This is a genomic window from Bradyrhizobium tunisiense, assembly GCF_042263385.1.
Classification (GTDB): Bacteria; Pseudomonadota; Alphaproteobacteria; order Rhizobiales; family Xanthobacteraceae; genus Bradyrhizobium; species Bradyrhizobium tunisiense.
In genome coordinates, this window is record NZ_JBHLEV010000004.1 from 437,039 (window position 1) to 461,051 (window position 24,013).

Sequence of the window (24,013 nt, forward strand, 5' to 3'; positions counted from 1 at the left end):
TCGGCGGATTGCGCTTCGCTCATCCGTCCTACGATCAATCCGGCAGCATCTCGCCAGAGCCGCCGAGATCCGCCGGCAAGTCAGCATATTTCGGCAGGCCGTCTCTGACCGAGACCATCTTGCTCGCGTAGTTCGCATGTAGCGTCGGCTGGTGCTGGTACCCCTTTAGCAGATTGGCGTACACGTCGGTCAGCCGCATCCGCGGATGCTCGGTCATGACGTGGCCGCCGCAGCGCCTGCAGAACTTTCGATAGGAATGCTCGGTCTTGTTGAATGTCCCGAGCTCTGCCTCGCCCTTGGTGATGCGCACACCGTCCGACTTCCAAAGGCTGAAAGCATTGATCGGCGCCGCCGACCAGGCCTGGCAGTCGGCACAATGGCAATATCCCGCAAACATCGGCTTGCCGCTCACTTCGACCTCGACCGCTCCGCAGAAGCAACCGGCGCGATAGCTCGCCTCAGGCTCGGCCTGCGCATCCCTCTCATCCGTCAAGAGATCGTTATAGCCGGGATTCTTGCGCATGAAGTTGTAAATGAAGTCGCACTCGACGGAGAGCTTGCGCCCCTGCGCCCGTACCGCATCCAGCGTGGCGCGGCCGAGCTTCGAGCCGATGCCGCGGCCGCCGAGCTCCGGCGGCACCTCGGTGTGCACCAGCGTGATCGCGCCCTCGGTCTTGCGGTAGGTGACGAAGGCGATCGTCCCGTCGACGTCGAGCTCGAACCGACCGCGTTCCTCGTTGTCGCGAAAAGTTTCGGGCATCATCTCGCCTCCCTGGTTCGACTATTTGGCCTTCACGCCTTCCGCCCCTGGAAACACCACGCGATCGTCGGTCCGGCAGTAGCGGTCGGCGAACATGCGGCCGATCGGGTGATAGCGGTCCATGTGCACGCGCATGGCCTCGTCGTCCCACAGCTCGTCGCGGATGTGGAAGTGGAGGCCTTCGCCCATGATCAGTTTGCGATCGTCATTGACGTCGATCAGCTTCCAGAGCTTGCACTCCATCGCCCAAGGCGTATCGGCCAGCCGGGGTACGGCAATTCGCTTGGACGGTGCGAGTTTCAGGCCGAGATAGTCGGGCTCGCCGATCTCAGCCGGAAAATCGCCGCTAGACTCGTGCATGGCGCGCGCCAGCGGCTCATCGGCGATATTGACCACGAATTCGCCAGTGCTCTGGATGTTGAGGAAGGTGTCCTTGTCCTGGCCGTCTGGCTTGCGGTTCACCGCGAACATGCAGAGCGGCGGATCCTCGCAGAAGGCGTTGAAGAAGCTGAAGGGGGCGGCGTTGACGACGCCGGTCGGGCCGATCGTGGTCACCCAGGCGATCGGCCGTGGCAGGATGAAAGAGGTCAGCACCTTGTAGCGCTCGCGAGGCGTGAGGTCGCTGGCGGCATATTCCATAGGGGCTCCTGGGCAAGCCGTCATTGCCGGGCTTGACCCGGCAATCCATCAATCCTGAAGAAATGCTTCCTTCGATGGATGCGCGGGTCAAGCCCGCGCATGACGAGTTGAGATCACGCCATGCTCAGTTCGTGGCGTCCGACCACCATCCAGTGCACCTCGTCCGGACCGTCGGCGAAGCGCAGATGGCGGACGTCCTGGTACATCTCGGCCAGCGGGGTCCAGTGCGAGATGCCGGTGGCGCCGTGCATCTGGATCGCCTGATCGATGATCTTGCAGGCGCGTTCGGGCACCATGGCCTTGACCATGGAGACCCAGACGCGGGCCTCCTTGTTGCCGAGGACGTCCATCGCCTTGGCGGCCTTCAGCACCATCAGCCGCATTGCCTCGATCTCGCAGCGCGCCTGCGCGATGATCTGCATGTTGCCGCCGAGATGAGCGATCTTCTTGCCGAAGGCTTCGCGGGTGAGGCCACGCTGCACCATCAGGTCCAGCGCCTTTTCGGCCTTTCCGATGGTGCGCATGCAGTGATGGATGCGGCCCGGGCCGAGACGAAGCTGCGAGATCTCGAAGCCGCGGCCTTCGCCGAGCAGGATGTTCTCCTTCGGGACCCTCACATTGTTGAAGCGCATGTGCATATGGCCACGCGGGGCGTGGTCCTGGCCGAACACGTACATGGGGCCGAGCACCTCGACGCCGGGCGTATCGCGCGGCACCAGGATCTGCGACTGCTGCTTGCTCGGCGCCGCATCCGGATTGGTCTTGACCATCACGATGAGGATCTTGCAGCGGGGATCGCCGACGCCGGAGATGTAATATTTCTCGCCGTTGATGACCCATTCGTCGCCGACGAGCTTTGCCGTCGTCGAGATGTTCTTGGCGTCGGAGGAGGCGACATTCGGTTCGGTCATGACATAGGCCGAACGGATCTCGCCGTTGAGCAGCGGCTTCAGCCACTTCTCCTTCTGCTCCTTGGTGCCGACGCGCTCCAGCACCTCCATGTTGCCGGTGTCGGGTGCCGAGCAGTTCATGCTCTCCGAAGCCAGCGGGCTCTTGCCGAGCTCGGAGGCGATATAGGCGTAGTCGAGATTCTTCAGGCCCTGTCCGGTTTCGTCATCGGGCAGGAAGAAGTTCCAGAGGCCTTCCTGCTTGGCCTTGTTCTTGGCTTTCTCCAGCACCTCGAGCTGTTTCGGCGTGAAGCTCCAGCGATCTTCCTTGCCCTCGCCGGCCTTGGCGAACTCGATCGACATCGGCTCGACGGTGTCGCGAATGAATTTCTTGACGTGGTCATAGAGCGGTCGGACCTGGTCCGACATGCGCAGATCGTTGAGCTCGTCGCCGGGATTGAGAGTGTAGTTGGTGGTGCGGGGAATGTAGGTGTGTTTTGTCATTGTTCCTCCCGTTGCTGAGCCGCGTCGGCGCGACAATAAACGCGACGAGCGCAAAGGGCGAGTGTGGTTTTTGGGCGGGCGCAGATCAAACAATGTTTAAAGCGCGATGCTGCGTGCGATCTAACTCTCGCGCCCCGGACGCGGCGCAGCGCCCTTTAGCGCTGCGTCGCAGCGCCTGGGCCATGCCGCTCCTGGCTGAGGGTTTCCTCGGTCCCGGCTCGGCGCTGCAACGCTGTCGCGTTGCAGCGCGTCCGGGACACGCACCTGTCAGTTCGGCATCCGATGCATCGCACAGATCTTGTTGCCGTCGAGATCGCGCAGATAGGCCAGATAGAGCTTGCCGCCAGGGCCCTGCCGCACACCGGGCGGATCCTCGATCGATTTTGCGCCGGCCGCGACACCCGCCGCGTGCCAGGCATCGACCTGCTCGGGCGAGTTGGCAGCAAAGCCGATGGTGCCGCCGTTCGCGCAGGTCGCCGGTTCGCCGTTGATCGGCTTCGACACCGAGAACACGCCGGTCTTGGTGATGTAGAAGATGCGGTGGCCGTCCACCCTGGCTGGTCGCACTTCGAGCGTGCTCAGAAGGTTGTCGTAGAATGACTTGGCCTTGTCGAGATCGTTGGTGCCGATCATCACGTGCGAGAACATTTGCCCATTCCCTTCTGCGCTTGCAATACGAGGAGCCGGAGGGTGGGCAAAGCGCAGCGTGCCCACCACGACATTGGAAAATGCCTGTGGTGGGCGCGGCGCAAGGGCGCCTTTGTCCACCCTGCGAGGCATCAGAACGCGGTATAGCCGCCGTCGATCACGAACGTGTCGGCCGTGTGATACGACGACGCCTTGCTCATCAGATAGACGGCGATGCCGCCGAAATCGCTTGGCTCGCCGAAGCGCCGCACCGGAATCCGCGGCATCACGTTGGCAACGAACTTGTCGTTCGCCATGAGACCGGACGTCATGTCGCTCTTGATCCAGCCGGGCAGGATCGCGTTCGCGGTGACGCCATGGCGCGCCAGTTCGACGCCGAGCGCGCGCACCAGCGCATTGATAGCGGCCTTGGTCGCCGCATAATGCTCGTTGCGCGCGGTGCCGAAGATCGAGGCCAGACTCGAGGTCGCCACCAGCCGGCCGAACGGGTCGCCCGCATTGGCGCGATCGGTCATGTGACGCGCGGCGGCCTGGAAAGCGTGGAATACGCCGTCGAGATTGGTCGAAAACATCGTTCGCCATTCTTCCTCGGTGCGCTCGACGAAGGAACGCCGGCCCCCGCCGCCGATGCCGGCATTGGCGAAGCAGCCATCGACCCGGCCGAACGTATCGAGCGTCGCCTTCATCGCTGCGTTGACCGAAGCCGGATCGGTGACGTCGCAGACGCGGGCGTCGACCTTGCCGGATAGCCCCGCCATGCTCGCGGCAGCAGCTTTGTTCTTGTCAGCATTACGGCCCCAGATCGAGACATTGCATCCCTGGCCTGCGAGCGCCTGTGCGATGCCGAGGCCGATGCCGCCATTGCCGCCGGTGATCACGGCCACGCGGCCGGTGAGGTCGAAAAGGTTCATGGCGCGTTTCCTGTTATTGGCGAGTTCTTGGCAAGTTCTTGGCAAGCCTTCTGGCATGCGGCCCATTAGCAGCTGCGCGCAAGATTGCTTGCTATGCTCTGATCACCATGGACAAGACCGCGCCAAAAATCAAATATGCTCGCCGCCAAAGCAAATTCCGGGCAGCGAAACTGATTCAAGGCCGGTAACTCACGAGGAAACCATGCAGTTCAAACACGTCACGCTCGATTTCGACGGTTCGGTCGCGATCCTCAAGCTGGACCATCAGGAGGTGATGAACGCGGTCTCCGTGGATATGCTGGGTGGCCTCGCCGAAGCGCTCGACGCGATCGAGGAGAAGAAGGACGAGGTGCGCTGCGTCGTGCTGACCGGCGCGGGGCGGGCATTCTGCACCGGCGCGAACCTCCAGGGCCGCAACAACCAGTCGAAGAAGACCAAGGCCGGGCTGACGCTGGAGACCGGCTTTCATCCCTTCCTGCGCCGTATCCGCAATCTGCACTGCCCGATCGTGACCGCGGTCAACGGTCCTGCGGCGGGTGCCGGCATGAGCTTCGCGCTGCTCGGCGACATGATTTTATGCGCGCGTTCCTCGTATTTCCTCCAGGCGTTCCGTCGCATCGGCCTCGTGCCGGATTGCGGCTCCACTTGGCTGCTGCCGCGCCTCATCGGCCGGGCGCGCTCGATCGAACTGTCCTTGATGGGCGAGCGGCTGCCGGCCGAGAAGGCGCTGGAATGGGGTCTGGTCAACCGCGTCTACGATGACGGTGCGCTGATGGAGGAGGCGATGAAGCTTGCGCGCGATCTCGCCAGTGGCCCGACGATCGCGCTGTCGCTGATCCGCAAGCTCTATTGGGACAGCCCGGAAAATTCCTTCGAGGATCAGCTCAATCTCGAATTCCAGTGCCAGCTTCGCGCCGGCGACACCCAGGATTTCCGCGAGGGCGTCGGCGCGTTCCTGGAGAAGCGGCCGGCGCAGTTCAAAGGCAAATGATCGAGGCGGAGCTTTCGCGCAGCGTCCGGCGCTGGTGCAAGGGGGCGACCGGCGTCAGCGGCGCAGCAAAACTGTCCGGCGGCGCCAGCCAGGAAACCTGGCGCTTCGACGTCGTGCATCCCGATGGGCCGATCGGTGCGATCCTGCGCCGCTCGCCGAAAGGCTATGGCGCTGCGCCGACGCGCGCGGCGGGTCTTGCGGCGGAAGCGCAACTCATGCAGCTCGCTTACGAGGCCGGCGTGCCGTCGCCGTCCGTGATGCACGTGCTCGGACCGGAGGACGACCTCGGCACCGGCTTCATCATGCAACGGGTCGAGGGCGAGACCATTGCACGCAAGATTCTTCGCGATGACGAATATGCCGCGGCGCGGCCGCATCTCGCGCGCCAGATCGGCGGCATTCTCGCTGGCCTGCATCGACTGCCAAAGGACAAGCTGCCGGAGCTGCGCAGCCGCGGGGCAACTCAGGAGATCTCCGAGTTCGAGCGTGACTATCGCAGCCTGAACTGGCCAAAGCCGGTGTTCGAGTTGGCGCTGCGCTGGTTGCGCGACCACGATCCCGGCCCGTCAGCCGAGACCACGCTGGTGCACGGCGATTTCCGCAACGGCAATCTGATCATCGGCGCCGACGGGGTCCGTGCCGTGCTCGATTGGGAACTCGCCCATCTCGGCGACCCCATGGAGGATCTCGGCTGGGTCTGCGTCAACTCCTGGCGTTTCGGGGAGATCGACAAGCCCGTCGGCGGCTTTGGCTCGCGTGAAGAGCTGTTCGCGGGCTACGAGGCCGCGGGCCGCAAGGTCGATCCGTCACGCGTGAAATTCTGGGAGGTGATGGGCACGCTGCGCTGGGGCATCATGTGCGGCGGCATGATGCAGCGTTTTCGCGAAGGCCCGGATCACTCCATGGAGCGCGCCATGATCGGCCGCCGCGCGTCCGAGACCGAAATCGATCTGTTGCGGCTGCTGGCGCCGCGCGGGAGCTGACACATGCAGGACGAGCCAACACCCGTCGAACTGACGAAGGCAGTCGCCGACTTCCTCCGCAACGACATCACGCCGCTGATTTCCGGTCACCAGTCCTTCAAGCTGCGCGTCGCCATCAACATCCTGGACCTCGTGACGCGGCAATTGACGCGGGAGGAGGGGAGTGATGCGAAGGAGGTGGATCGCCTGCGTGCGCTGCTCGGCATCGACGGCTCGGTGACCGATCTCAATCGCGCGCTGGCGGAGCGTATCGCGAAGGGCGAGGTCGATCTCGCAACACCGGGCCTTGCCCGGCATCTGTGGGCAACCACCATGGACAAGCTCGCCGTCGATCAGCCGAATTACGCGTCGTACAAGCGGGAGCTGGGCCGAGAAGGCTAGCTCTCTCCCCGTCATTCCGGGGCGTCGCGAAGCGACGAGCCCGGAATCCATTCATCCACCGTCTCTGACGCTCAATGGATTCCGGGCTCGCGCCTGTCGGCGCGCCCCGGAATGACCGCGCAAAGCGCGGTCACTTCCCCACCCATTTCGGCGGCCGCTTCTCCGAGAACGCCTTCGGCCCCTCGATGTAGTCCTGCGAGGCTACCATTGCCTTCACGGCCGGATAGTCCCGCTGCTCCTCGATCGCCTGTTCCAGCGACACGGCAAGCCCCTTCTGGATCGCCTGCTTCGAGGCGCGGATCGACATCGGCGAGTTCTTGCCGATCATCTCGGCCCAGCGCAGCGCGGCCGTCAGCGCTTCACCCTGCGGCGCCACCTCGTTGACGAAGCCGAGCTCGAGGCCTTCCTTGGCGCTGACATGGCGCGCGGTCAGGATCATGCCCATCGCGCGCTTCAGTCCGATCTGCCGCGGCAGCCGGTGCAGGCCGCCGGCGAGTGCCGCGAGGCCGACGCGCGGCTCGGGCAGGGCGAAGGTCGCGTTCTCCGAGGCGATGATGAGGTCACACGCCAGTGCGATTTCGAAGCCGCCGCCCATCGCCACACCATTCACCGCGGCGATGATCGGCTTGTCGCAGTCGAAGCGCGAGGTGAGGCCGGCAAAGCCGCCCTTGTCCCAGCCGCGCTTTCCTCCCGCTGCCTGCCACTTCAGATCGTTGCCGGCGCAGAACGCCTTGTCGCCGCTGCCGGTGACGATCGCGATCCACTGCTCGGGGTCCGCGGAAAAATCGTCGAACACCTTTTGCAGCTCGAAATGCGCATCGGTATGCAGCGCGTTGTAGACCTCGGGACGCGATAGCGTCACGATCGTGATTGGCCCCTTGCGTTCCACCTTCGAGAATTTCAGCTCCATCGCGTGCTCCCCGCATTTTCTCGTGAAGGAATATTGGCCGGCATAGTAGCGCGCGGGTCCCGTTCGACACCATCGAATTGCGCTGGTGCGCCTTGCGTGCCCGACACGCCTCGCGTTGCTTGACTTGTGCGCACTCTTCTCCGCTTAATCATGTGAAGCAAAAGCGCGCCTAGCGCCTTGACGCAAAACAACAAGATCATTCCGGGAGAGAACCCTTGGATTTCTCATTGCCTGCCGATCTCGTCGCCTATCTCGGAGAGCTCGACCGTTTCATCGAGCGCGAGATCAAGCCGCTGGAAGAGGCCGATGACAACATCCGCTTCTTCGATCATCGCCGCGAATGGGCGCGCACCGATTTCGAGAATGGCGGCCTGCCGCGGCACGAATGGGAGGCGCTGCTGCGGAAGGCGAAGGACCTTGCGGACGCCGCGGGGCATCTGCGCTTCCCGGTGCCGAAGCAATATGGCGGCAAGGACGGGTCCAATCTCTGGATGGCCGTGATCCGCGAGCATTTTGCCGCCAAGGGTCTCGGCCTGCACAACGACCTCCAGAACGAGCATTCCATCGTCGGCAACTTCCCCGTCGTCACCATGCTCGATCGCTACGGCCGCGACGACCAGAAGGCGATGATCGACGGCTCGATCAAGGGCAAGTACCGCATCACTTTTGGACTGACGGAGCCGCATCACGGCTCGGATGCGACCCACATGGAGACGCGCGCGGTGCCCGCGACCCGCGACAACGTCAAGGGCTGGATCATCAATGGCGAGAAGATGTGGACCACCGGCATGCACGTCGCCACCCACTGCGCGCTGTTCGCGCGCACCAGCGGTAATGACGGCGATGCCCGCGGCATCACCTGCTTCCTGGTGCCGGCCAAAAGCCATGGCGTGAAGGTCGAGGAATACATGTGGACCTTCAACATGCCGACCGACCATCCCCGTGTCAGTTTTACCGACGTGTTCGTGGCCGAGGACGCCCTGTTCGGCGAGGTCGGCCGCGGCCTGTCGCTGGCGCAGTGCTTCGTGCACCAGAACCGCATCCGCCAGGCCGCGAGCTCGCTGGGGGCTGCAGTCTACTGCATCAACGAGAGCGTCAAATACGCGCGCGAGCGAAAACCGTTCGGCAGGGCGCTCGCCGAAAACCAGGCGATCCAGTTCCCGCTGGTCGAGCTCGTCACGCAAGCCGAGATGCTGCGTCTTCTGATCCGCAAGACCGCCTGGGAGATGGACCAGCTCACCGAGGAGCAGATCGAGCGGACGCTCTCCGATCGCGTCTCCATGTGCAACTATTGGGCAAACCGCCTCTGCTGCGAATCCGCCGACCGCGCCATGCAGGTTCATGGCGGCATGGGCTATTCGCGCCACAAGCCGTTCGAGCACATCTACCGCCACCACCGCCGCTACCGGATCACCGAAGGCAGCGAGGAGATCCAGATGCGCAAAGTGGCGGGATTCCTGTTTGGCTATATGGGGCCGGGGAAGCATTGAGGCTTGCACATAGGTCTCCCCACGGTCGTCCCCGCGAAGGCGGGGACCCATAACCCCAGGGAGTAATTTGGGGTTGGCCGGCAACCCCGAGTCTTCGCAAAACTGTTGCCTGTGGTTATGGGTCCCGGGCTCGCGCTGCGCGCGCCCCCGGGACGACCGTGCGGAGAGAGCTGGAGCTAATTCACCCTGCGATCCTTCCCTGCCCAATAGGGCTCCCGTAGCTGCCGCCGCAGGATCTTCCCTGACGGATTCCGCGGCAGCGCCGGCAAAAACTCCACGCTCTTCGGCGTCTTGTAGCCGGCGATGCGCGTCCGGGCGAAGTTGATGATGTCGGTGACGCTCGCCTGCTTGCCCGGCTTCATCACCACGACGGCCTTCACCGCTTCGCCCCATTTGTCGTCGGGCACGCCGATCACGGCGGCTTCCGCGACGTCAGGATGGTCGCACAGCGCGCTCTCGACCTCGGCGGGGTAGATGTTCTCCCCGCCGGAGATGATCATGTCCTTGATGCGGTCGTGGATATAGAGGTAGCCGTCCTCGTCCATGTAGCCGGCGTCGCCCGTGCGCAGCCAGCCGTCGCCGCGCAGCGTCGCGGCGGTTGCCTCCGGCAGGTTCCAATAGCCTGCCATGTTGGAGCCCGAGCGCGTCGCGATCTCGCCGACCTCACGGGGCGGCAGTGGCTTGCCCTCGGCGTCCAAAATCGCGATCTCGACACCCGGCAGCGCCTTGCCGGCCGAGCGCATCCGCTCCAGCCCTTCGACGTGATCCTCCGGCGGCAGCGCGACGATCGTGCCCGTCGTCTCGGTCATGCCGTAAAGCTGCACGAAGCCGCATTTGAAGACCTGGATGCACTCCTTCAGCAGCGCCGCGGGTATCGGCGAGGCACCGTAGAGCATGTATTTCAGCCGCGAGAAATCGACCGTCCTGGCGCGCGGCTGCCGCACCACGAACTGCATCGCCGCGGGCACCATGAACAGTTTCGTGATGCCCGACTGTTCGAAGAAATCCAGCACCTTGGTCGGATCGAATTCGCGCGCGATGACGCCGCGGGCGCCGTGATAGAGCCCCATCACGCCCCAGCCCGAGCCGCCGATATGAAAGACCGGCATGGCCACCAGCGACACGTCGTCGGTCGACCACCGGTTCCACTCCGGCTTGTCCTCGGCATTGCCCGATTGCACGAGGTTGAGGAAATTGGCATGCGACAGCATCGCGCCCTTCGGCTTGCCTGTGGTGCCCGAGGTGTAGAGCTGGATCGCGATGTCGCGGCTAGCGATCGGCACCTTGGGATCGTCGCCGCTCTGCGCATCGCGCCACGCCGCAAAATCCTGCCACTCCGCCGCGCCGCCCTCGGTGGTGATGATCGTGCGCACGCCCGGCAGCTGGTCCTTGATCTGGCGGACCTGTGTAATGAACTCCGGCCCGACGAACAGCACCGGCGCCTTGCAGTCTTCGACGATGAACGCGACCTCGGGCCCCGCCAGCCGCCAATTCACCGGCGCCATCACGACGCCGGCCTTCATCGCGCCCATCAAGAGCTCGAAATAGAGATCGCTGTTCTTGCCGAGATAGGCAATGCGGTCGCCGTGTCTGACGCCCATTGCGAGAAGCGCATTGGCAACCTTGTTGGTCTTGATATCGAACTCGGCAAAGCTGGTGAGGCGGCCTTCGAATTCGTAGGCGACGGCGTTGCCGCGGCTCTTGGCGCGTTCGCGCACCATGTCGGCGAGAGTTGCCAATGGCTGTGTGGACATGTTTCTCCCGTGGAGTCTTGTTTTTATGCCGGGGAGTGTGGCGTCATCCGCGAGTGAAGACAAGGTGGAGATGGACACACTGTCGTCCCGGACAAGCGCGCCATAAGCGCGCGCAGATCCGGGACCCATACGCCGCAGCAAGGATTTGGCGAAGATTCGGAGCTACCAGCCGCGCGCCACACATCTCCCTGCGGCTATGGGTCCCCGCCTTCGCGGGGACGACACGCGAGGGCGTGGTGACAGCGCTAACCCCTCACACATCCTCGCCGTTGCAAACGCGCCATCACCCCCGCTTCGCCCGATCCTTCTCGTTCTGCGCCATGATGCTTTCGCGCGCGGTTCTCCAGTCGTCGTCGCTCCAGTCGCGGAGCTGGTAGAAATTGCCGCCCATCGCGAGCGCCTGTGCACCGTCCATCGCGATGGTCTCGCCGCTGATCCAGTCGCAGCCGCCGGAGATCAGGAACACCGCGACGTTCTGCAGTTCCTCCATGGTTCCGACGCGGCCCATCGGGTTCATCGCCTTGGTGCGCGCGCCGGCCTCGTCGCCGGGCTTGATGCGCTTGCTCATGCCCTCGGTCGGGATCTCGCCGGGCGCGATGGTGTTGAGGCGAATGCCGTAGCGGCCCCATTCGGTGGCGAGCGACATCGTCATGGCGTGGATCGCCGATTTGCTCATCGCCGACGGCACCACGTAAGGCGAGCCGTTGCGCACCCACGTCGTGGTGATCGACACCACGTTGCCGGGCTGCTTGTCCGCGATCCAGCGCTTGCCGACCGCATGGGTCACGTAGAAGGTGCCGTGCATGACGATGTTGGCGACGGCGTCGAAGCCGCGCGGCGACAGCTCCTCGGTGCGCGAGATGAAATTGCCGGCGGCGTTGTTGATGAGGTCGGTGAGACCGCCGTCGCGGAAGATGGTCTCGACCATCTCCTCGACCGCGAGCGCGTTGCGGATGTCGACGCCGTGGCTGGTGACACGGCCGCCATACTCGGCCATCAGCTCGGTCGCGGTCTCGTCGCACACGATCTTGCGCCGGCCGCAGATGTGCACCTCGGCGCCGAGTTGGAGGAAGCGCGCCGCCATCGACTTGCCGAGCCCGGTTCCGCCGCCGGTCACGAGAATGCGCCGTCCGGCCAGAAGATTTTCCTTGAACATGGCTGTTTCTCCCGTACGGATTGTCAGTTAATTGGTCGATTGACTAAATCCGGCTGCAGGCGTCCTGTAAAGCGGCACTGAACAAGAACAGGCAAGAACTCGGGGAGAATTCGTCCATGGAAGAGCGCGTCTCGATCTCGATCTCGGAAGGCGTCGCCGACGTGCGCCTGGTGCGCGCGGACAAGATGAACGCGCTGGATCAGGCGATGTTCGAGGCGCTTGTCGCCGCCACAGACCGGCTTTCGAAGGACAAAGGCGTGCGCGCCGTCGTGCTTTCAGGCGAGGGCCGAGCCTTCTGCGCCGGGCTCGACATGGGGCGCTTTGCCGCCATGAAGGAGAAGGGCGGCAACGGAATTCCGGGTGGCGAAAATCGCGATCTCACCAAGCGCACGCACGGCCAGGCCAACTTCCCGCAACAGGCGGTGTGGGGCTGGCGCCAGCTTCCGGTGCCCGTCATCGCAGCAGTACATGGTGTCGCCTTCGGCGGCGGCTTCCAGCTCTCGCTCGGCGCCGACATGCGCTTCCTCTCGGCGGATGCGCGGATGTCGATCATGGAGATCAAATGGGGCCTCGTGCCTGACATGGCGGGCACCCCGATCCTGGCAAGCCTCGTGCGCGACGATATCCTGCGAGATCTCACCTACACCGGCCGCATCTTCTCGGCGCAGGAGGCGATGACCTACGGCCTCGCCACCCGCATCTGCGACGACCCGCGCGCCGCGGCACTGGAAGCCGCGCGCGAGATCGCCGGCAAGAGTCCCGATGCGATCCGCGCCGCCAAGCGGCTGCTCAACAATCTCTCCGTTGATCCGGGTCCGGCGCTGCTCGCGGAATCAGTCGAGCAGCAGAAGCTGATCGGCAGCCCGAACCAGACCGAGGCGGTGCGGTCCAATCTGGAGAAGCGCGCGGCGAAGTATGCGGATTAGCCCTCCTGTCATTCCGGGATACGCCGGAGGCGCAGACCCGGAATCCATCGAGCCGCACGCTCCGTCGCCAAATGGATTCCGGGTTCGATGCTTCGCATCGCCCCGGAATGACGATCACAACTCCAAAGAAAAGCAAAAATGAGCGAAACGTCCGACTTCCTCGGCATCGTCTCCGGCGATCGCCGCCGCACCCACACCGAAGTCGCAGCCCGTGCCGACCGCATCGCCTCCGGCCTCGCCAGGGTCGGGGTGAAGCCAGGCGATTGCGTCTGCATGCTGATGCGCAACGACATCGCGTTCCTGGAGGCGGCCTATGCCGCGATGCGGCTCGGTGCCTATGGCGTTCCGATCAACTGGCATTTCAAGCCGGAAGAGATCAACTACATCCTGGACGATACTGGCACGTCGGTGCTGATCGGACATGCCGACATGCTGCACGCCTTGCGCGATGCGATTCCGGAGGGCGTCACCGTGCTCAGCGTTCCGACGCCGCCGGAGATCCTGTCCAACTACAGGATCGATCCAGACCGTCTGACGACGCCCGACTTCGCGATCGATTTCGAATCCTGGCTCGCGCAGCACCAGCCCTATGACGGCCCGGTGGTGCCGCAGCCCATGAACATGATCTACACGTCCGGCACGACCGGCCATCCCAAGGGTGTCCGCCGCAATGCCCCGACGCCGGAGCAGCAGGCGGCCGGCGAGCGCATGCGCGCGATGATCTATGGGCTGAAGCCCGGCGCCCGCGCATTGCTGCCGGGCCCCCTCTATCATTCCGCGCCGAACTCATTCGGCATCCGCGCCGGCAAGCTCGGCGGCGCCTTGGTGCTGATGCCGCGCTTCGAAGCGGAAGAATTTCTCGAAGCGATCGAACGGTACAGGATCGACACCATCTTCATGGTGCCCACCATGTTCATCCGCCTGATGAAGCTGCCGGAGGAGGTGCGCAGGAGATACGATGTCTCCTCGTTGCGCCACGTCATCCACGCCGCCGCGCCGTGTCCGGCGGAGATCAAGCGCGCCATGATCGAATGGTGGGGCCCGGTGATCTATGAATTCTACGGCTCGACCGAATCCAGCGCGGTCACCTTCGCCACCTCCGAGGACGCGTTGAAAAAGCCCGGCACCGTCGGCAAAATCTCGCCCGGCGCCGAGCTGCGCTTCCTCGGCGAGGACGGTCGCCTGCTCGGCGTGGGCGAGATCGGCGAGATCTATTCCCGCATGGCCGAACTGGCCGATTTCACCTACCACAACAAGCCGGAGAAGCGTACCGAGATCGACCGCGACGGCTTCATTACCTCGGGCGATGTCGGCTATATCGACGAAGACGGCTACGTCTTCATCTGCGATCGCAAGCGCGACATGGTGATCTCGGGCGGCGTCAACATCTACCCGGCCGAGATCGAGTCCGTGCTGCATGCCGTTTCCGGCGTGCATGATTGCGCCGTGTTCGGCATCCCCGACGCCGAATTCGGCGAGGCGCTCATGGCGGTGGTGGAGCCGCAAGCCGGTGTCACGCTCGAGGTCGCCGGCGTTCGTGCCGCGCTGAAGGCGCATCTCGCCGACTACAAGGTGCCCAAGCACATCGAGATCCGCAGCGGCCTGCCGCGCGAGGATTCCGGCAAGATATTCAAGCGCCGCCTGCGCGATCCCTATTGGGAGCAGGCGGGTCGGAAGATCTGACAGTCCGTTGCCCGGATGAGCGACAGCGATAGCCGGGACGATATGAGAGTAGAGCCCCGGATGTCGCTTCGTTGATCCGGGCTACAGAAACGATCAGGGAAGGGACCTCCATGAACGACGCGGCAGCTGCGACCGACGAAGTCCTCTACAAGATCGCCGATCACATCGCGACCATCACGCTGAACGCGCCGGAACGCATGAACACCATCTCCGGGCCGATGCTGAACGATCTGGCGCGGCTGCTCACCGAAGCCAACGAGGACAAGGACGTCCGCGTCGTGATCCTCACCGGCAAGGGCAGGGCGTTCTGCGCCGGGCTCGATCTGCGCAAAGAGCGCGACGGCAACGGCCTCAGCGCCGCGTCGTCGCCAACCACGATCAACCTCCGCAACACGCCGCCGACAGTCCTGCAGGCGATGGACAAGCCGACCATCTGCGCCGTCAACGGCGGCGCGGCCGGCTATGGCATGGACACCGCGCTCGGCTGCGACATCCGCATCATGGCGGAGTCCTCGAAACTGGCCGCTGCCTTCGTCAAGCGCGGCGTGGTGCCGGAATCCGGCGGCACCTGGCTGCTGCCGCGCATGCTCGGCTGGGCCAAGGCGTCCGAGCTGATCTTCACCGGCCGCACCCTCAGTGCCCGCGAATGCCTCGAATGGGGCCTCGCCAACGAGGTCGTACCGGACGCGGAGCTGATGACCCGTGCCACCGCGATCGCCCGCGAGATCGCCGCCAACGCACCGCTTGCGGTGCAGGCCTCCAAGCGTATGATGCGGATGGGCCTCAACGAGACCTTCCACGACCACGTCCACCACGTCTATCTCCAGCTGCTGCCGCTGTTCAAAACCCAGGACATGGCCGAGGGCATGAAGGCGTTCATGGAAAAGCGGGAGCCGAAATTTGAAGGGCGGTAGCCCGGGTGAGCGCAGCGATACCCGGGACGGTGAGAGTTAAGTCCCGGATGTCGCTTCGTTCATCCGGGCTAACCTTGCCGTCTTAGCAGAGACAGATTTAGATCCTATATAGAGGGCGTCATCGTCTAACGGATCATCCCATGGCCCCCGTTTCCATCCTCCTCAACATCCTCTGGATCCTCATCGGCGGCGCCTGGATGGCGTTCGGCTGGCTGATCGCTGCGATCATCATGGCCATCACCATCATCGGCCTGCCCTGGGCGCGGGCGGCGTTCAATATCGCCGTCTACACGCTGCTGCCATTCGGCTCGCGAGCGGTCAACCGCTACGACGTGACCGGCATGAGCGATATCGGAACCGGCCCGCTCGGGCTGATTGGCAACATCATCTGGTTCGTGCTCGCCGGCTGGTGGCTGGCGCTGGGCCACCTCCTGACTGCGCTGGCCCTCGCGATCACCATCATCGGCATCCCCTTTGCCTGGGCCCACCTTAAGCTCGCCGGCATCGCGCTCTGGCCGATCGGCAAGGTGATCGTGCCCGCCTGAGGCGCGTACCCACTCCGGCGGCAGTTCTCCGTTCGTAGGATGGGTAGAGCAAAGGCGAAACCCATCAATCCGTCCGCCGATGACGAAGTAGATTGCTTTCGCAAGGGCTCAACCCATCCTAAGCATTGATGACCCGAGGCGGGAGTCGTCTGTTCGATTTTGAATCGGAGGAAGAGGGCGCCTGCTAATCCAACAGAGCGAAATATTGCAAGCGTATAGCCAGCGGGATTCAGGAGCGGGCTTCAGTCATTCGAGCACCTCATCGGCGCGCATAAGAAAACTATCTCCACGCCTTGCTTATTTGTGGGTATGTCAAGCGAAGAACGGATGAGGGGCGCCCTTCTCGCCCTTGCGCTCCATGACATCGATACAGGTTCGGATCTCTTCATCCGACATGTTGAGTCCGAACTGGTCTCGCAGGACGGTTTGGAACTCGGCCTCGTCCGCCACCTGGCGTCTCTCCGCTTCTCCCGTTGCATGTCGTACGGTGATGCGGCGATTGAATATAGTGATGCGTGTTCGATTGGGGCCCGGGCGCGCCGCGATGATGTTGCTCTGGTAGGGCGCATCCGGGTGCGTGCCCGTATACCAGTTCGTGATCTCATACTCGCCGTCGTACTTCGGGTACGGGATCACTCGATAAATATGCTCCCATTCGTCTCGAAGCCTTGCCTGCAGCGTGAGTTCTCCGCCAACCTCTATGAAGCGCATGGGCTCGTGCGGCGTATCCTGCTCGACATGCTCACGCAGCAGCAGGGCTGATGTCGGCGCGAGATTGCCGAAGCCGACATCTGCCAAATATGGACCTTCGGGCAAGTTCACTTGGAGCAGCATATGGATCGCCGGGCGCGGCGCGTCGATCGCCATGCCCCGCACGACCCGCCCTTGCAGACTGGTGACATTGTAGCCAAGCGACCGGAGGCCTTCGCGGAACAGCATGTTCTGCTCGAGGCAGTAGCCGCCCCGACCGCCGACAATCATCTTTTGATGCAGAGAAGCAATGTCGAGCTTCGGCGTTCTGCCGAGCATGATGTCGAGAGATTCGTAAGCAATCGTATGAGAGTGAGAAAAAATGAGTCTGTGCAGAGTATCGAGAGTTGGTTGAAGCGAGCCTGTATGTCCGATGCGATCCAGCCAAGCTTTCTGATCAAATGAAGGCGCACTCATTGGATGGGCTCCCCCGAGCTTTCGATGGAATTTATCCGGAAAGCCGAATCGGAGCAACGGCCGGTGCCACGTGGATCGATGGCAGCGCCCGTCAGTGACTAACGCATCGGTTGTGCAGGCGTGCTTGGCTCGCAGGATGGGTAGAGCGCCAGCGAAGCTCATCCATCCGTCCGTCGATGACGAGGTAGGTGGTTTCGCAAGGCTCGCCCCATCCTGCGCGCTACGCGTTCTCAGTCGGTGCTGCCCACACAACGCCTCGCGCCACCCGACGGGCAAAACACGCCATATGATGGTCAAGGGACATCACTGCGAAATATTCTGATTGACCGAATTCGATGTTTCGGCTAAACCGCATTCCATCCCGGCCCGTCAAAGGGAGGTTTCGCGATCGTCACGATACGGTGGCCGGGATGCGGTGGACGCGGTAGCGCCGGCGCGCGACGGGATGGCAGGGCGGGCTAGCCTCGTGAGCCATCGCGATCCGCGATACGACACGGCGTGGTCACAGCGTTTCTTTTCGGCGTTGGGGGCGAGCACGCGCGAGCTTCCGACTGTCCGGGGAGGGACGTCCGCGGACGGCAAAAGCGTGTGGTCCTGACGCCCCGGGTCTGTGCGTCAAGGCTTGCGGTGATGACGCGGCCCGACCGGGTGCGCGCATCAGCGATCCGCAAGGCGACGGGGGCAATAGTGCATCGCTCCCCGGGGAGAGCACGCCATAAGCCGTAAAACCATTGCGCAGGGAGGGCCGGAATGTCCCGGCGTCACCTGTGGTCACCCCGCGTGCGTCTTTCGCGTGCGGACCCTGGGTGCCGGCGGCGCCCGGCCTTCCCTGCGCCCTTTGTTCTCGATGGGGGCGAAACGGACAGCAAAGCTCGGGCGGAACGCGCCGCGAGGCCGCGAAGGCGTGCTTGCCGAGATCGGCTCTACTGCCGTGGACGCAGCGCGGCACTCCTTAGCGACACGCTGCAGAGCCGGGGCCCACATCGCGAACGGTGCGGCTCCGGGGTCGGCTCTGCGCAGCAACGCTAGGAGGCATTGCAGCAGGTCCGGGACACGGCGCAGTGGCCGTGTGCACCGCTCCCAAGTTCATCTTGCGTTGCGGTAGAAAAATATCGCACACTCGACAGGCCGGGGAGCCGCAGGGAGCTCTGCGAGAGGAGCGAGCCATGTCCCTCCAGACCATTCCATCCGATAGCGCCGAGCAGCGCCCCAACCGTCCCGAGGACGTCCAGGCCACGGAAGCGGAGACGCGGCTGCGGGATGACATCCGTCTGCTCGGGCGCATCCTCGGGGACACTGTGCGCGACCAGGAGGGCGCTGCTGTATTCGACCTGGTCGAGCGCATTCGCCAGACCTCGATCCGGTTTCACCGCGACGAGGACCGGCTCGCCCGCCGCGAGCTCGAGCAAATCCTGGACGGCATGTCGATCCCCGATACCCTGCGGATCGTGCGCGCCTTCAGCTATTTCTCGCACCTTGCCAACATCGCCGAGGACCACAACAACATCCGCCAGATGCGCGCACGCAGCGCCTCGAGGAGCGGCGGGGCAGGGATGCTCGCGGGCACGCTGGCGAATGCCAAGGATGCGGGTTTGAGCGCGGCCGAACTGAGGACGTTCTTCAAGGACGCTCTCGTCAGCCCCGTACTGACCGCGCACCCGACCGAAGTCCGCCGCAAGAGCACGATGGACCGCGAAATGGAGGTGGCCGCGCTGCTGGATCGGCGCGAGCGCATCGCGCTGACTGCGGAAGAGGCGGATGCCAGCGACGAGCAGCTTCGCCGCGAGGTGCTGACGCTGTGGCAGACCAATCTGCTCCGCCGGACCAAGCTCACTGTGCTCGACGAGGTCGCCAACGGCCTGGCGTTCTATGATTACACCTTCCTGCGCGAGGTGCCGCGCCTCGTCAATGCGTTGGAAGACAAGCTCGCCGAGGGCGGCGAGCAGGCGGCGGGCGAGCTTGCCTCGTTCCTGCGCATGGGCAGCTGGATCGGCGGCGACCGCGACGGCAACCCCTTCGTCACCGCCGACGTCATGCGCGGCACGCTGCGGCTGCAGTCGAGCCGCGTCATGCAGTTCTATCTGAACGAAGTGCACGTGCTCGGCTCGGAATTGTCCATCGCGGCGCATCTGGCCGATGTCTCCGAGGAGCTGCGTAACCTGGCGGAGCGCTCGCCGGATACCTCGCCGCACCGGAGCGGCGAGCCCTATCGCCTCGCGGTCTCCGGCATCTATGCGCGCCTTACCGCAACGGCTGAGAAGCTCGAGGTCGAGATCACGCGCCGGCCGGTCGGCAAGGGCAAGCCTTACGAGAGCGTGAAGGAGTTGCAGGCCGATCTCGACGTGCTGCACCGCTCGCTGATCTCCAACAACGCGCGCGTCATTGCCCGCGGCCGGTTGCGGCTGCTCAGGCGAGCGGTGGATTGCTTCGGCTTTCACCTCGCCCGGCTCGACATCCGCCAGAACTCGGCGGTGCACGAGCGCACCATCGCCGAGCTGATGGACGCCGCGAACCCGGGCATGTCCTACCTCGCGCTCGGCGAGGACGCCCGCATTTCGCTGCTCACCAACGAACTGCGCTCGACGCGCGCGCTGGTCTCACCCTTCGTCAAGTACAGCGACGAGACCATGGGGGAGCTCAACGTCTTCCATGCCGCCGCGGAAGCGCACGCGAAGTTCGGCTCGGACGCCATCCCCCAATGCATCATCTCGATGTGCAAGGGCATGTCCGACATGCTCGAGGTCGCGGTGCTCCTGAAGGAGGTCGGTCTCGTCCATCCCTCCGGGCGCAGCGCCATCAACATCGTACCGCTGTTCGAGACCATCGAGGATCTGCAGGCCTCAAGCGGCATCATGGACCGCATGCTGTCGCTGCACGATTACCGGCGTCTGGTCGACAGCCGCGGCAGCGTGCAGGAGGTCATGCTCGGCTATTCCGACAGCAACAAGGATGGCGGCTTCGTCACCTCGGGCTGGGAGCTTTACAAGGCCGAGATCGGTCTCGTCGAGGTGTTCGAGCGGCATCATGTGCGGCTGCGCCTGTTTCACGGCCGCGGCGGTTCGGTCGGCCGTGGCGGCGGGCCGAGCTATGATGCCATCATCGCGCAACCCGGCGGCGCGGTGAACGGCCAGATCCGCATCACCGAGCAGGGCGAGATCATCTCGTCGAAATATTCAAATGCCGAGGTCGGCCGCAACAATCTGGAGATCCTAGCGGCTGCGACGCTCGAAGCAAGTCTCCTGCATCCGCGCCAGAGCGCACCGCGCCGCGAATATCTCACCGCGATGGACGAATTGTCGAATCTCGCCTTCAAAGCCTATCGCGGCCTCGTCTACGAGACCGACGGCTTCGTGGAGTATTTCTGGTCCTCGACCGTCATCAACGAGATCGCGACGCTGAACATCGGCAGCCGCCCCGCCTCGCGCAAGAAGACCCGCGCGATTGAGGATCTGCGCGCGATTCCGTGGGTGTTCTCCTGGGCGCAATGCCGCCTGATGCTGCCGGGCTGGTACGGCTTCGGCAGCGCGGTCGAGCAGTGGATCGCGGATCATCCCGACAAGGGGATGCCGTTCCTGAAAGAGCTCTACCAGGAATGGCCGTTCTTCCGCATGCTGCTGTCGAACATGGACATGGTGCTGGCGAAAAGCTCGATCGCGATCGCCTCGCGCTATGCCGAGCTCGTGCCGGACGAGGCGTTGCGCGAGAAGATCTTCGGCCGCATCCGCCGCGAATGGCATTCCTGCATCGAGACGCTGCTCGACATCATGGGCCAGGACCGGCTGCTGCAGGGCAATCCGCTGCTGGAGCGCTCGGTCCGTCACCGCTTCCCCTATCTCGATCCGCTCAACCACGTTCAGGTCGAGCTCTTGAAGGAGCATCGCGCGCAGAACCCGGACGAGCAGGTGCTGCGCGGGATTCAGTTGACGATCAACGGCATCTCGGCAGGGCTGCGGAATACGGGGTAATTGAGAGCGATGTTGCCGCTCCATTCCCGACGTCATGCCCGGGCTTGTCCCGGGCGTCCACGTTCTTCGTGCCGTGGGTCAAGGCGTGGATGGCCGGGACGAACCCGGCCATGACGCGTAGAGAGTGTGCTGCTTACACCGGATCCCAGGTGAAGATGTCGGCCGAGCGGTCGAGCTTGTAGAACGAGCCCTTCAGCGCGGGCATGCCGTGTTCGGCGATCGACTGGGGAGTCCAGCCTTCGCTCCGCTGCACCGAACGGATCGGGCGGTTCTGGCTGAACAGGAAGATCTCGTTCATGCGCACGCCGAAAATCTGGCCGGTGACGTCCTTGGCGGAATCGGAGATCAGATAGCCGCAGAGCGGGGCGATCTTCTCAGGTCCCATCTGCTTGATCTTCTCGACGCGCGCCTTCTCGGCCTCGGTCTCGGTCGGGATGGTCCCGATCATGCGCGTCCAGGCGAACGGCGAGACGCAGTTGGAGCGGACGTTGAAGCGGCCCATGTCGAGCGCGATCGACTTGGAGAGCCCGACGATGCCGAGCTTGGCGGCGGCGTAGTTGGCCTGGCCGAAATTGCCGATCAGGCCGGAGGTCGAGGTGAAGTGCACGAAGGAGCCGCTCTCCTGCTCGCGGAAGATACGCGCCGCGGCGTGAGAGACGTAGAACGAGCCCATCAGATGCACCTTGATGACGGCCTCGAACGCCTCCACGCTCATCTTGTGGAAGATCATGTCGCGCAGGATGCCGGCATTGTTGACGACGCCGTCGAGCCGGCCGAAATGATCGGTCGCAGTCTTCACGATCTTGCTGGCGGGGACGGCTTCGGCGACCGATTCGAAATTGGCGACCGCGGTGCCGCCGCGCTTCTTGATCTCCTCGACCACCTCCTCGGCCGGCGCAGCGTTCGAGCCGGCGCCGTCGGCGGCGCCGCCGGGATCGTTGACGACGACCTTGGCACCCTCGGCCGCGCAGAGCAGCGCGATCTCCCGCCCGATGCCGCGGCCTGCGCCGGTGACGATGATGACCTTGTCTTGCAGTGATTTGCTCATGTGGGTTCTCCGCTATGCGTTTCAAATTCCGCTGTCATTCCGGGGCGGAGTGAAGCACGAACCCGGAATCCATCCCGCTACCGTCGTTGCGGTCGGATGGATTCCGGGCTCGCGCTGCGCGCGCTCCGGAATGACAGTCAGTTACCTCTCGTTCGTAAACACGATCGTGCCACTCGCCGCGAACATGCCGCCGACGCCGTGACACACCGAAATTTTCGCATTCGGCACTTGCGCCGGCGCGATCCCGCGCATCTGGCGCACGCTCTCCTGGAGCGCATACATGCCGTACATGCCCGAATGCATGTAGCTCAATCCGCCGCCATTGGTGTTGAGCGGGAGCTTGCCGCCGGGCCGCGTATTGCCGTCCGCGATGAATTGTCCGGTCTCCTCATACGGCATGAAGCCGAGGTCGCCGAGGCCGAAGAGCGGGAGATGCGCAAACGCATCGTAGATCATGAGATGATCGACGTCCCTGTGCGCGATGCCGGCCTCCCTAAAGGCCAGTGGACCCGCGGTCTTGAACGCGCGCGAGGAGTTGAAGGTCTCCATCTGGCTGACCATCGGCGTTTCCACGCTCTCGCCGGTGCCCATGATGTAAACGGGCTTCCTCGGAAAATCCCTGGCGCGGTCGGCCGAGGTCAGGATCAGCGCGCCGCCGCCGTCGGTGACGAGGCAGCACTGCAGCAGGCGAAACGGATAGGCGATCATGCGCGAGCTGAGCACGTCGGCGACGGTGATCGGGTCCTTCATCATAGCCCGCGGATTCTTCGCCGCCCATTCCCGCTGCACCACGGCGACCGAGGCGAGTTGTTCATGCGTGATGCCGTAGGTCTTCATGAAGCGCAGCACGGGAATCGGAAACATGCTGGGCGGACCGTAGACGCCATAGGGTGCCTCGAACTGACCGTTGAGGCTGTCGGCCGGCGTCGAGCGCGGCAGCTTGCCGATCATCGACTTGCCGCTCTCGGCATGGGTGATCAGCACGGTCTTGCACAGGCCGGCCTCGATCGCCGCGGCCGCATGGCGGACGTGCAGCATGAAGGAGCAGCCGCCGACGGAGGTGCCGTCCACCCAGGTCGGCTTGATGCCGAGATAGTGGCAGACCTGCTGCGGCGTCTCGACCGCGGTGGCAAAACCGTCGATGTCGGACAGCTTGAGCCCGGCATCCGCGATGGCGTTGAGCGCGGCATCCGCGTGAAGCTGAAGCTGCGAGGCGTTGGGAATGACGCCAAGCTCGGTGGTCTCGGCAGCGCCGACGACGGCAACCTGGTTGCTGCGCATGACTTACCCTTTCGCCGGACGGAAGACGGGGAGGGTGATCTTGTCGTCGAGTGCCTGGAAGGCGACCTCCAGCTTCATGTCGAGTTCGAGCGCTTCCGGCGTCTGCGGGCAGTCGACGATGTTGCTCATCATGCGCGGCCCCTCGTCGAGCTCGACCACCGCGATCGCGTAAGGCGGTGTAAAGCCGGGCGCGGCGGGACGGTGGTTGATCACGTAGCTGTAGAGGAAGCCCTTGCCGCTCGCCTTGAAGATCGAAACCTTGCGCGAGGCGCAGGAGGGGCAGAATGGGCGCGGCGGGAAGTAGACATGCGCGCAGGCGTCGCAGCGTTGCAGGCGCAATTCGCCTGCCTTCGTGCCGTCCCAGAAATGCTGGGTCTCCGGCGTCGGTTTCGGTCGCGCGCGCTGCGGTTCGGCCATCTCGGCGGCTCCTCCAGGAAACAGGCTTCACGCCCGCCTGTTTCGATCTTGAT

21 protein-coding genes are annotated in these 24,013 nt (G+C 64.0%); 9 read left to right on the forward strand and 12 right to left on the reverse strand.

Annotated features, from left to right (window positions below; translation table 11 throughout):
* Positions 1-34 precede the first annotated feature (34 nt).
* The 5 genes from ACFDR6_RS20855 to ACFDR6_RS20875 all read right to left on the reverse strand — a co-directional run bounded on the left by ACFDR6_RS20855 (position 35) and on the right by ACFDR6_RS20875 (position 4,349).
* Complete coding sequence (locus ACFDR6_RS20855; RefSeq protein ID WP_375859336.1) at positions 35-760, reverse strand: N-acetyltransferase; 726 nt, start codon at positions 758-760, stop codon at positions 35-37.
* 21 nt (positions 761-781) lie between these two features.
* On the reverse strand, positions 782-1,399 hold the full coding sequence (locus ACFDR6_RS20860; RefSeq protein ID WP_375859337.1) for a flavin reductase family protein: 618 nt from the start codon (positions 1,397-1,399) through the stop codon (positions 782-784).
* 113 nt (positions 1,400-1,512) lie between these two features.
* Positions 1,513-2,790 (reverse strand): acyl-CoA dehydrogenase family protein, encoded by a 1,278-nt coding sequence (locus ACFDR6_RS20865; RefSeq protein WP_212081204.1) that lies wholly within the window; start codon positions 2,788-2,790, stop codon positions 1,513-1,515.
* A gap of 267 nt (positions 2,791-3,057) precedes the next feature.
* A complete protein-coding gene (locus tag ACFDR6_RS20870) occupies positions 3,058-3,438 on the reverse strand; it encodes a VOC family protein (protein ID WP_212081205.1) in 381 nt (126 codons plus the stop codon).
* Between the two features lie 131 nt (positions 3,439-3,569).
* The gene (locus tag ACFDR6_RS20875; protein ID WP_375859339.1) at positions 3,570-4,349 is read right to left on the reverse strand and encodes an SDR family NAD(P)-dependent oxidoreductase; all 780 of its coding nucleotides are present in this window, start codon (positions 4,347-4,349) and stop codon (positions 3,570-3,572) included.
* Positions 4,350-4,551: 202 nt separating this feature from the next.
* Here ACFDR6_RS20875 and ACFDR6_RS20880 point away from each other — a divergent pair, with 202 nt between their 5' ends.
* From ACFDR6_RS20880 to ACFDR6_RS20890, 3 genes are read left to right on the forward strand one after another with little or no spacing between them, the layout of a single operon-like run.
* On the forward strand, positions 4,552-5,340 hold the full coding sequence (locus ACFDR6_RS20880) for an enoyl-CoA hydratase/isomerase (RefSeq protein ID WP_375859340.1): 789 nt from the start codon (positions 4,552-4,554) through the stop codon (positions 5,338-5,340).
* A complete protein-coding gene (locus ACFDR6_RS20885; RefSeq protein ID WP_375859341.1) occupies positions 5,337-6,323 on the forward strand; it encodes a phosphotransferase family protein in 987 nt (328 codons plus the stop codon). The genes ACFDR6_RS20880 and ACFDR6_RS20885 overlap by 4 nt, the downstream gene beginning before the upstream one ends.
* A gap of 3 nt (positions 6,324-6,326) precedes the next feature.
* Positions 6,327-6,704, forward strand: a complete 378-nt coding sequence (locus ACFDR6_RS20890) for a DUF6285 domain-containing protein (RefSeq protein WP_375859342.1) — start codon at positions 6,327-6,329, stop codon at positions 6,702-6,704.
* 130 nt (positions 6,705-6,834) lie between these two features.
* Here the strand turns inward: ACFDR6_RS20890 and ACFDR6_RS20895 are convergent, their stop codons facing one another.
* On the reverse strand, positions 6,835-7,614 hold the full coding sequence (locus ACFDR6_RS20895; RefSeq protein WP_375859343.1) for an enoyl-CoA hydratase-related protein: 780 nt from the start codon (positions 7,612-7,614) through the stop codon (positions 6,835-6,837).
* 215 nt (positions 7,615-7,829) lie between these two features.
* Between ACFDR6_RS20895 and ACFDR6_RS20900 the strand changes: the two genes are divergently transcribed.
* A complete protein-coding gene (locus ACFDR6_RS20900) occupies positions 7,830-9,104 on the forward strand; it encodes an acyl-CoA dehydrogenase family protein (RefSeq protein ID WP_375859344.1) in 1,275 nt (424 codons plus the stop codon).
* Between the two features lie 176 nt (positions 9,105-9,280).
* Here the strand turns inward: ACFDR6_RS20900 and ACFDR6_RS20905 are convergent, their stop codons facing one another.
* Together ACFDR6_RS20905 and ACFDR6_RS20910 are read right to left on the reverse strand one after the other, a co-directional pair.
* The gene (locus tag ACFDR6_RS20905) at positions 9,281-10,858 is read right to left on the reverse strand and encodes a fatty acid--CoA ligase (RefSeq protein ID WP_212081212.1); all 1,578 of its coding nucleotides are present in this window, start codon (positions 10,856-10,858) and stop codon (positions 9,281-9,283) included.
* Between the two features lie 283 nt (positions 10,859-11,141).
* A complete protein-coding gene (locus ACFDR6_RS20910) occupies positions 11,142-12,014 on the reverse strand; it encodes an SDR family oxidoreductase (RefSeq protein WP_212081213.1) in 873 nt (290 codons plus the stop codon).
* A 116-nt stretch (positions 12,015-12,130) separates the two neighbouring features.
* On the opposite strand from ACFDR6_RS20910, the gene ACFDR6_RS20915 reads away from it, so the two are divergent.
* The 4 genes from ACFDR6_RS20915 (at position 12,131) to ACFDR6_RS20930 (ending at position 16,082) form a co-directional block, all read left to right on the forward strand.
* Positions 12,131-12,940: a crotonase/enoyl-CoA hydratase family protein gene (locus ACFDR6_RS20915; protein WP_317240438.1), complete on the forward strand. Its 810-nt coding sequence runs from the start codon at positions 12,131-12,133 to the stop codon at positions 12,938-12,940.
* A gap of 138 nt (positions 12,941-13,078) precedes the next feature.
* Positions 13,079-14,623 carry an acyl-CoA synthetase gene (locus ACFDR6_RS20920; RefSeq protein WP_212081215.1) on the forward strand — a complete coding sequence of 515 codons (1,545 nt, stop codon included), beginning with the start codon at positions 13,079-13,081 and terminating at the stop codon, positions 14,621-14,623.
* A gap of 110 nt (positions 14,624-14,733) precedes the next feature.
* The gene (locus tag ACFDR6_RS20925) at positions 14,734-15,537 is read left to right on the forward strand and encodes an enoyl-CoA hydratase/isomerase family protein (protein ID WP_375859345.1); all 804 of its coding nucleotides are present in this window, start codon (positions 14,734-14,736) and stop codon (positions 15,535-15,537) included.
* A 140-nt stretch (positions 15,538-15,677) separates the two neighbouring features.
* The gene (locus ACFDR6_RS20930; protein ID WP_212081217.1) at positions 15,678-16,082 is read left to right on the forward strand and encodes a YccF domain-containing protein; all 405 of its coding nucleotides are present in this window, start codon (positions 15,678-15,680) and stop codon (positions 16,080-16,082) included.
* A 312-nt stretch (positions 16,083-16,394) separates the two neighbouring features.
* Here the strand turns inward: ACFDR6_RS20930 and ACFDR6_RS20935 are convergent, their stop codons facing one another.
* Positions 16,395-17,249, reverse strand: a complete 855-nt coding sequence (locus ACFDR6_RS20935; RefSeq protein WP_212081218.1) for an arylamine N-acetyltransferase family protein — start codon at positions 17,247-17,249, stop codon at positions 16,395-16,397.
* Between the two features lie 1,166 nt (positions 17,250-18,415).
* Between ACFDR6_RS20935 and ppc the strand changes: the two genes are divergently transcribed.
* Positions 18,416-21,214, forward strand: a complete 2,799-nt coding sequence (gene ppc / locus ACFDR6_RS20940) for a phosphoenolpyruvate carboxylase (protein ID WP_375859346.1) — start codon at positions 18,416-18,418, stop codon at positions 21,212-21,214.
* Between the two features lie 133 nt (positions 21,215-21,347).
* Here the strand turns inward: ppc and ACFDR6_RS20945 are convergent, their stop codons facing one another.
* From ACFDR6_RS20945 to ACFDR6_RS20955, 3 genes are all read right to left on the reverse strand, one after another.
* Complete coding sequence (locus ACFDR6_RS20945) at positions 21,348-22,262, reverse strand: SDR family oxidoreductase (protein ID WP_212081220.1); 915 nt, start codon at positions 22,260-22,262, stop codon at positions 21,348-21,350.
* A 141-nt stretch (positions 22,263-22,403) separates the two neighbouring features.
* Positions 22,404-23,543, reverse strand: coding sequence for a thiolase C-terminal domain-containing protein (locus ACFDR6_RS20950; protein WP_375859347.1), 1,140 nt, complete (start codon positions 23,541-23,543; stop codon positions 22,404-22,406).
* A gap of 3 nt (positions 23,544-23,546) precedes the next feature.
* Complete coding sequence (locus ACFDR6_RS20955) at positions 23,547-23,960, reverse strand: Zn-ribbon domain-containing OB-fold protein (protein ID WP_375859348.1); 414 nt, start codon at positions 23,958-23,960, stop codon at positions 23,547-23,549.
* Positions 23,961-24,013 lie beyond the last annotated feature (53 nt).

What these genes read in the sequence shown, in the direction of transcription:
- ACFDR6_RS20855 (WP_375859336.1), bottom strand. Translation starts at nt 760, where the DNA reads ATGCCCGAAACTTTTCGCGACAACGAGGAACGCGGTCGGTTCGAGCTC.
- ACFDR6_RS20860 (WP_375859337.1), bottom strand. Translation starts at nt 1,399, where the DNA reads ATGGAATATGCCGCCAGCGACCTCACGCCTCGCGAGCGCTACAAGGTG.
- ACFDR6_RS20865 (WP_212081204.1), bottom strand. Translation starts at nt 2,790, where the DNA reads ATGACAAAACACACCTACATTCCCCGCACCACCAACTACACTCTCAAT.
- ACFDR6_RS20870 (WP_212081205.1), bottom strand. Translation starts at nt 3,438, where the DNA reads ATGTTCTCGCACGTGATGATCGGCACCAACGATCTCGACAAGGCCAAG.
- ACFDR6_RS20875 (WP_375859339.1), bottom strand. Translation starts at nt 4,349, where the DNA reads ATGAACCTTTTCGACCTCACCGGCCGCGTGGCCGTGATCACCGGCGGC.
- ACFDR6_RS20880 (WP_375859340.1), top strand. Translation starts at nt 4,552, where the DNA reads ATGCAGTTCAAACACGTCACGCTCGATTTCGACGGTTCGGTCGCGATC.
- ACFDR6_RS20885 (WP_375859341.1), top strand. Translation starts at nt 5,337, where the DNA reads ATGATCGAGGCGGAGCTTTCGCGCAGCGTCCGGCGCTGGTGCAAGGGG.
- ACFDR6_RS20890 (WP_375859342.1), top strand. Translation starts at nt 6,327, where the DNA reads ATGCAGGACGAGCCAACACCCGTCGAACTGACGAAGGCAGTCGCCGAC.
- ACFDR6_RS20895 (WP_375859343.1), bottom strand. Translation starts at nt 7,614, where the DNA reads ATGGAGCTGAAATTCTCGAAGGTGGAACGCAAGGGGCCAATCACGATC.
- ACFDR6_RS20905 (WP_212081212.1), bottom strand. Translation starts at nt 10,858, where the DNA reads ATGTCCACACAGCCATTGGCAACTCTCGCCGACATGGTGCGCGAACGC.
- ACFDR6_RS20910 (WP_212081213.1), bottom strand. Translation starts at nt 12,014, where the DNA reads ATGTTCAAGGAAAATCTTCTGGCCGGACGGCGCATTCTCGTGACCGGC.
- ACFDR6_RS20915 (WP_317240438.1), top strand. Translation starts at nt 12,131, where the DNA reads ATGGAAGAGCGCGTCTCGATCTCGATCTCGGAAGGCGTCGCCGACGTG.
- ACFDR6_RS20920 (WP_212081215.1), top strand. Translation starts at nt 13,079, where the DNA reads ATGAGCGAAACGTCCGACTTCCTCGGCATCGTCTCCGGCGATCGCCGC.
- ACFDR6_RS20925 (WP_375859345.1), top strand. Translation starts at nt 14,734, where the DNA reads ATGAACGACGCGGCAGCTGCGACCGACGAAGTCCTCTACAAGATCGCC.
- ACFDR6_RS20930 (WP_212081217.1), top strand. Translation starts at nt 15,678, where the DNA reads ATGGCCCCCGTTTCCATCCTCCTCAACATCCTCTGGATCCTCATCGGC.
- ACFDR6_RS20935 (WP_212081218.1), bottom strand. Translation starts at nt 17,249, where the DNA reads ATGAGTGCGCCTTCATTTGATCAGAAAGCTTGGCTGGATCGCATCGGA.
- ppc (WP_375859346.1), top strand. Translation starts at nt 18,416, where the DNA reads ATGTCCCTCCAGACCATTCCATCCGATAGCGCCGAGCAGCGCCCCAAC.
- ACFDR6_RS20945 (WP_212081220.1), bottom strand. Translation starts at nt 22,262, where the DNA reads ATGAGCAAATCACTGCAAGACAAGGTCATCATCGTCACCGGCGCAGGC.
- ACFDR6_RS20950 (WP_375859347.1), bottom strand. Translation starts at nt 23,543, where the DNA reads ATGCGCAGCAACCAGGTTGCCGTCGTCGGCGCTGCCGAGACCACCGAG.
- ACFDR6_RS20955 (WP_375859348.1), bottom strand. Translation starts at nt 23,960, where the DNA reads ATGGCCGAACCGCAGCGCGCGCGACCGAAACCGACGCCGGAGACCCAG.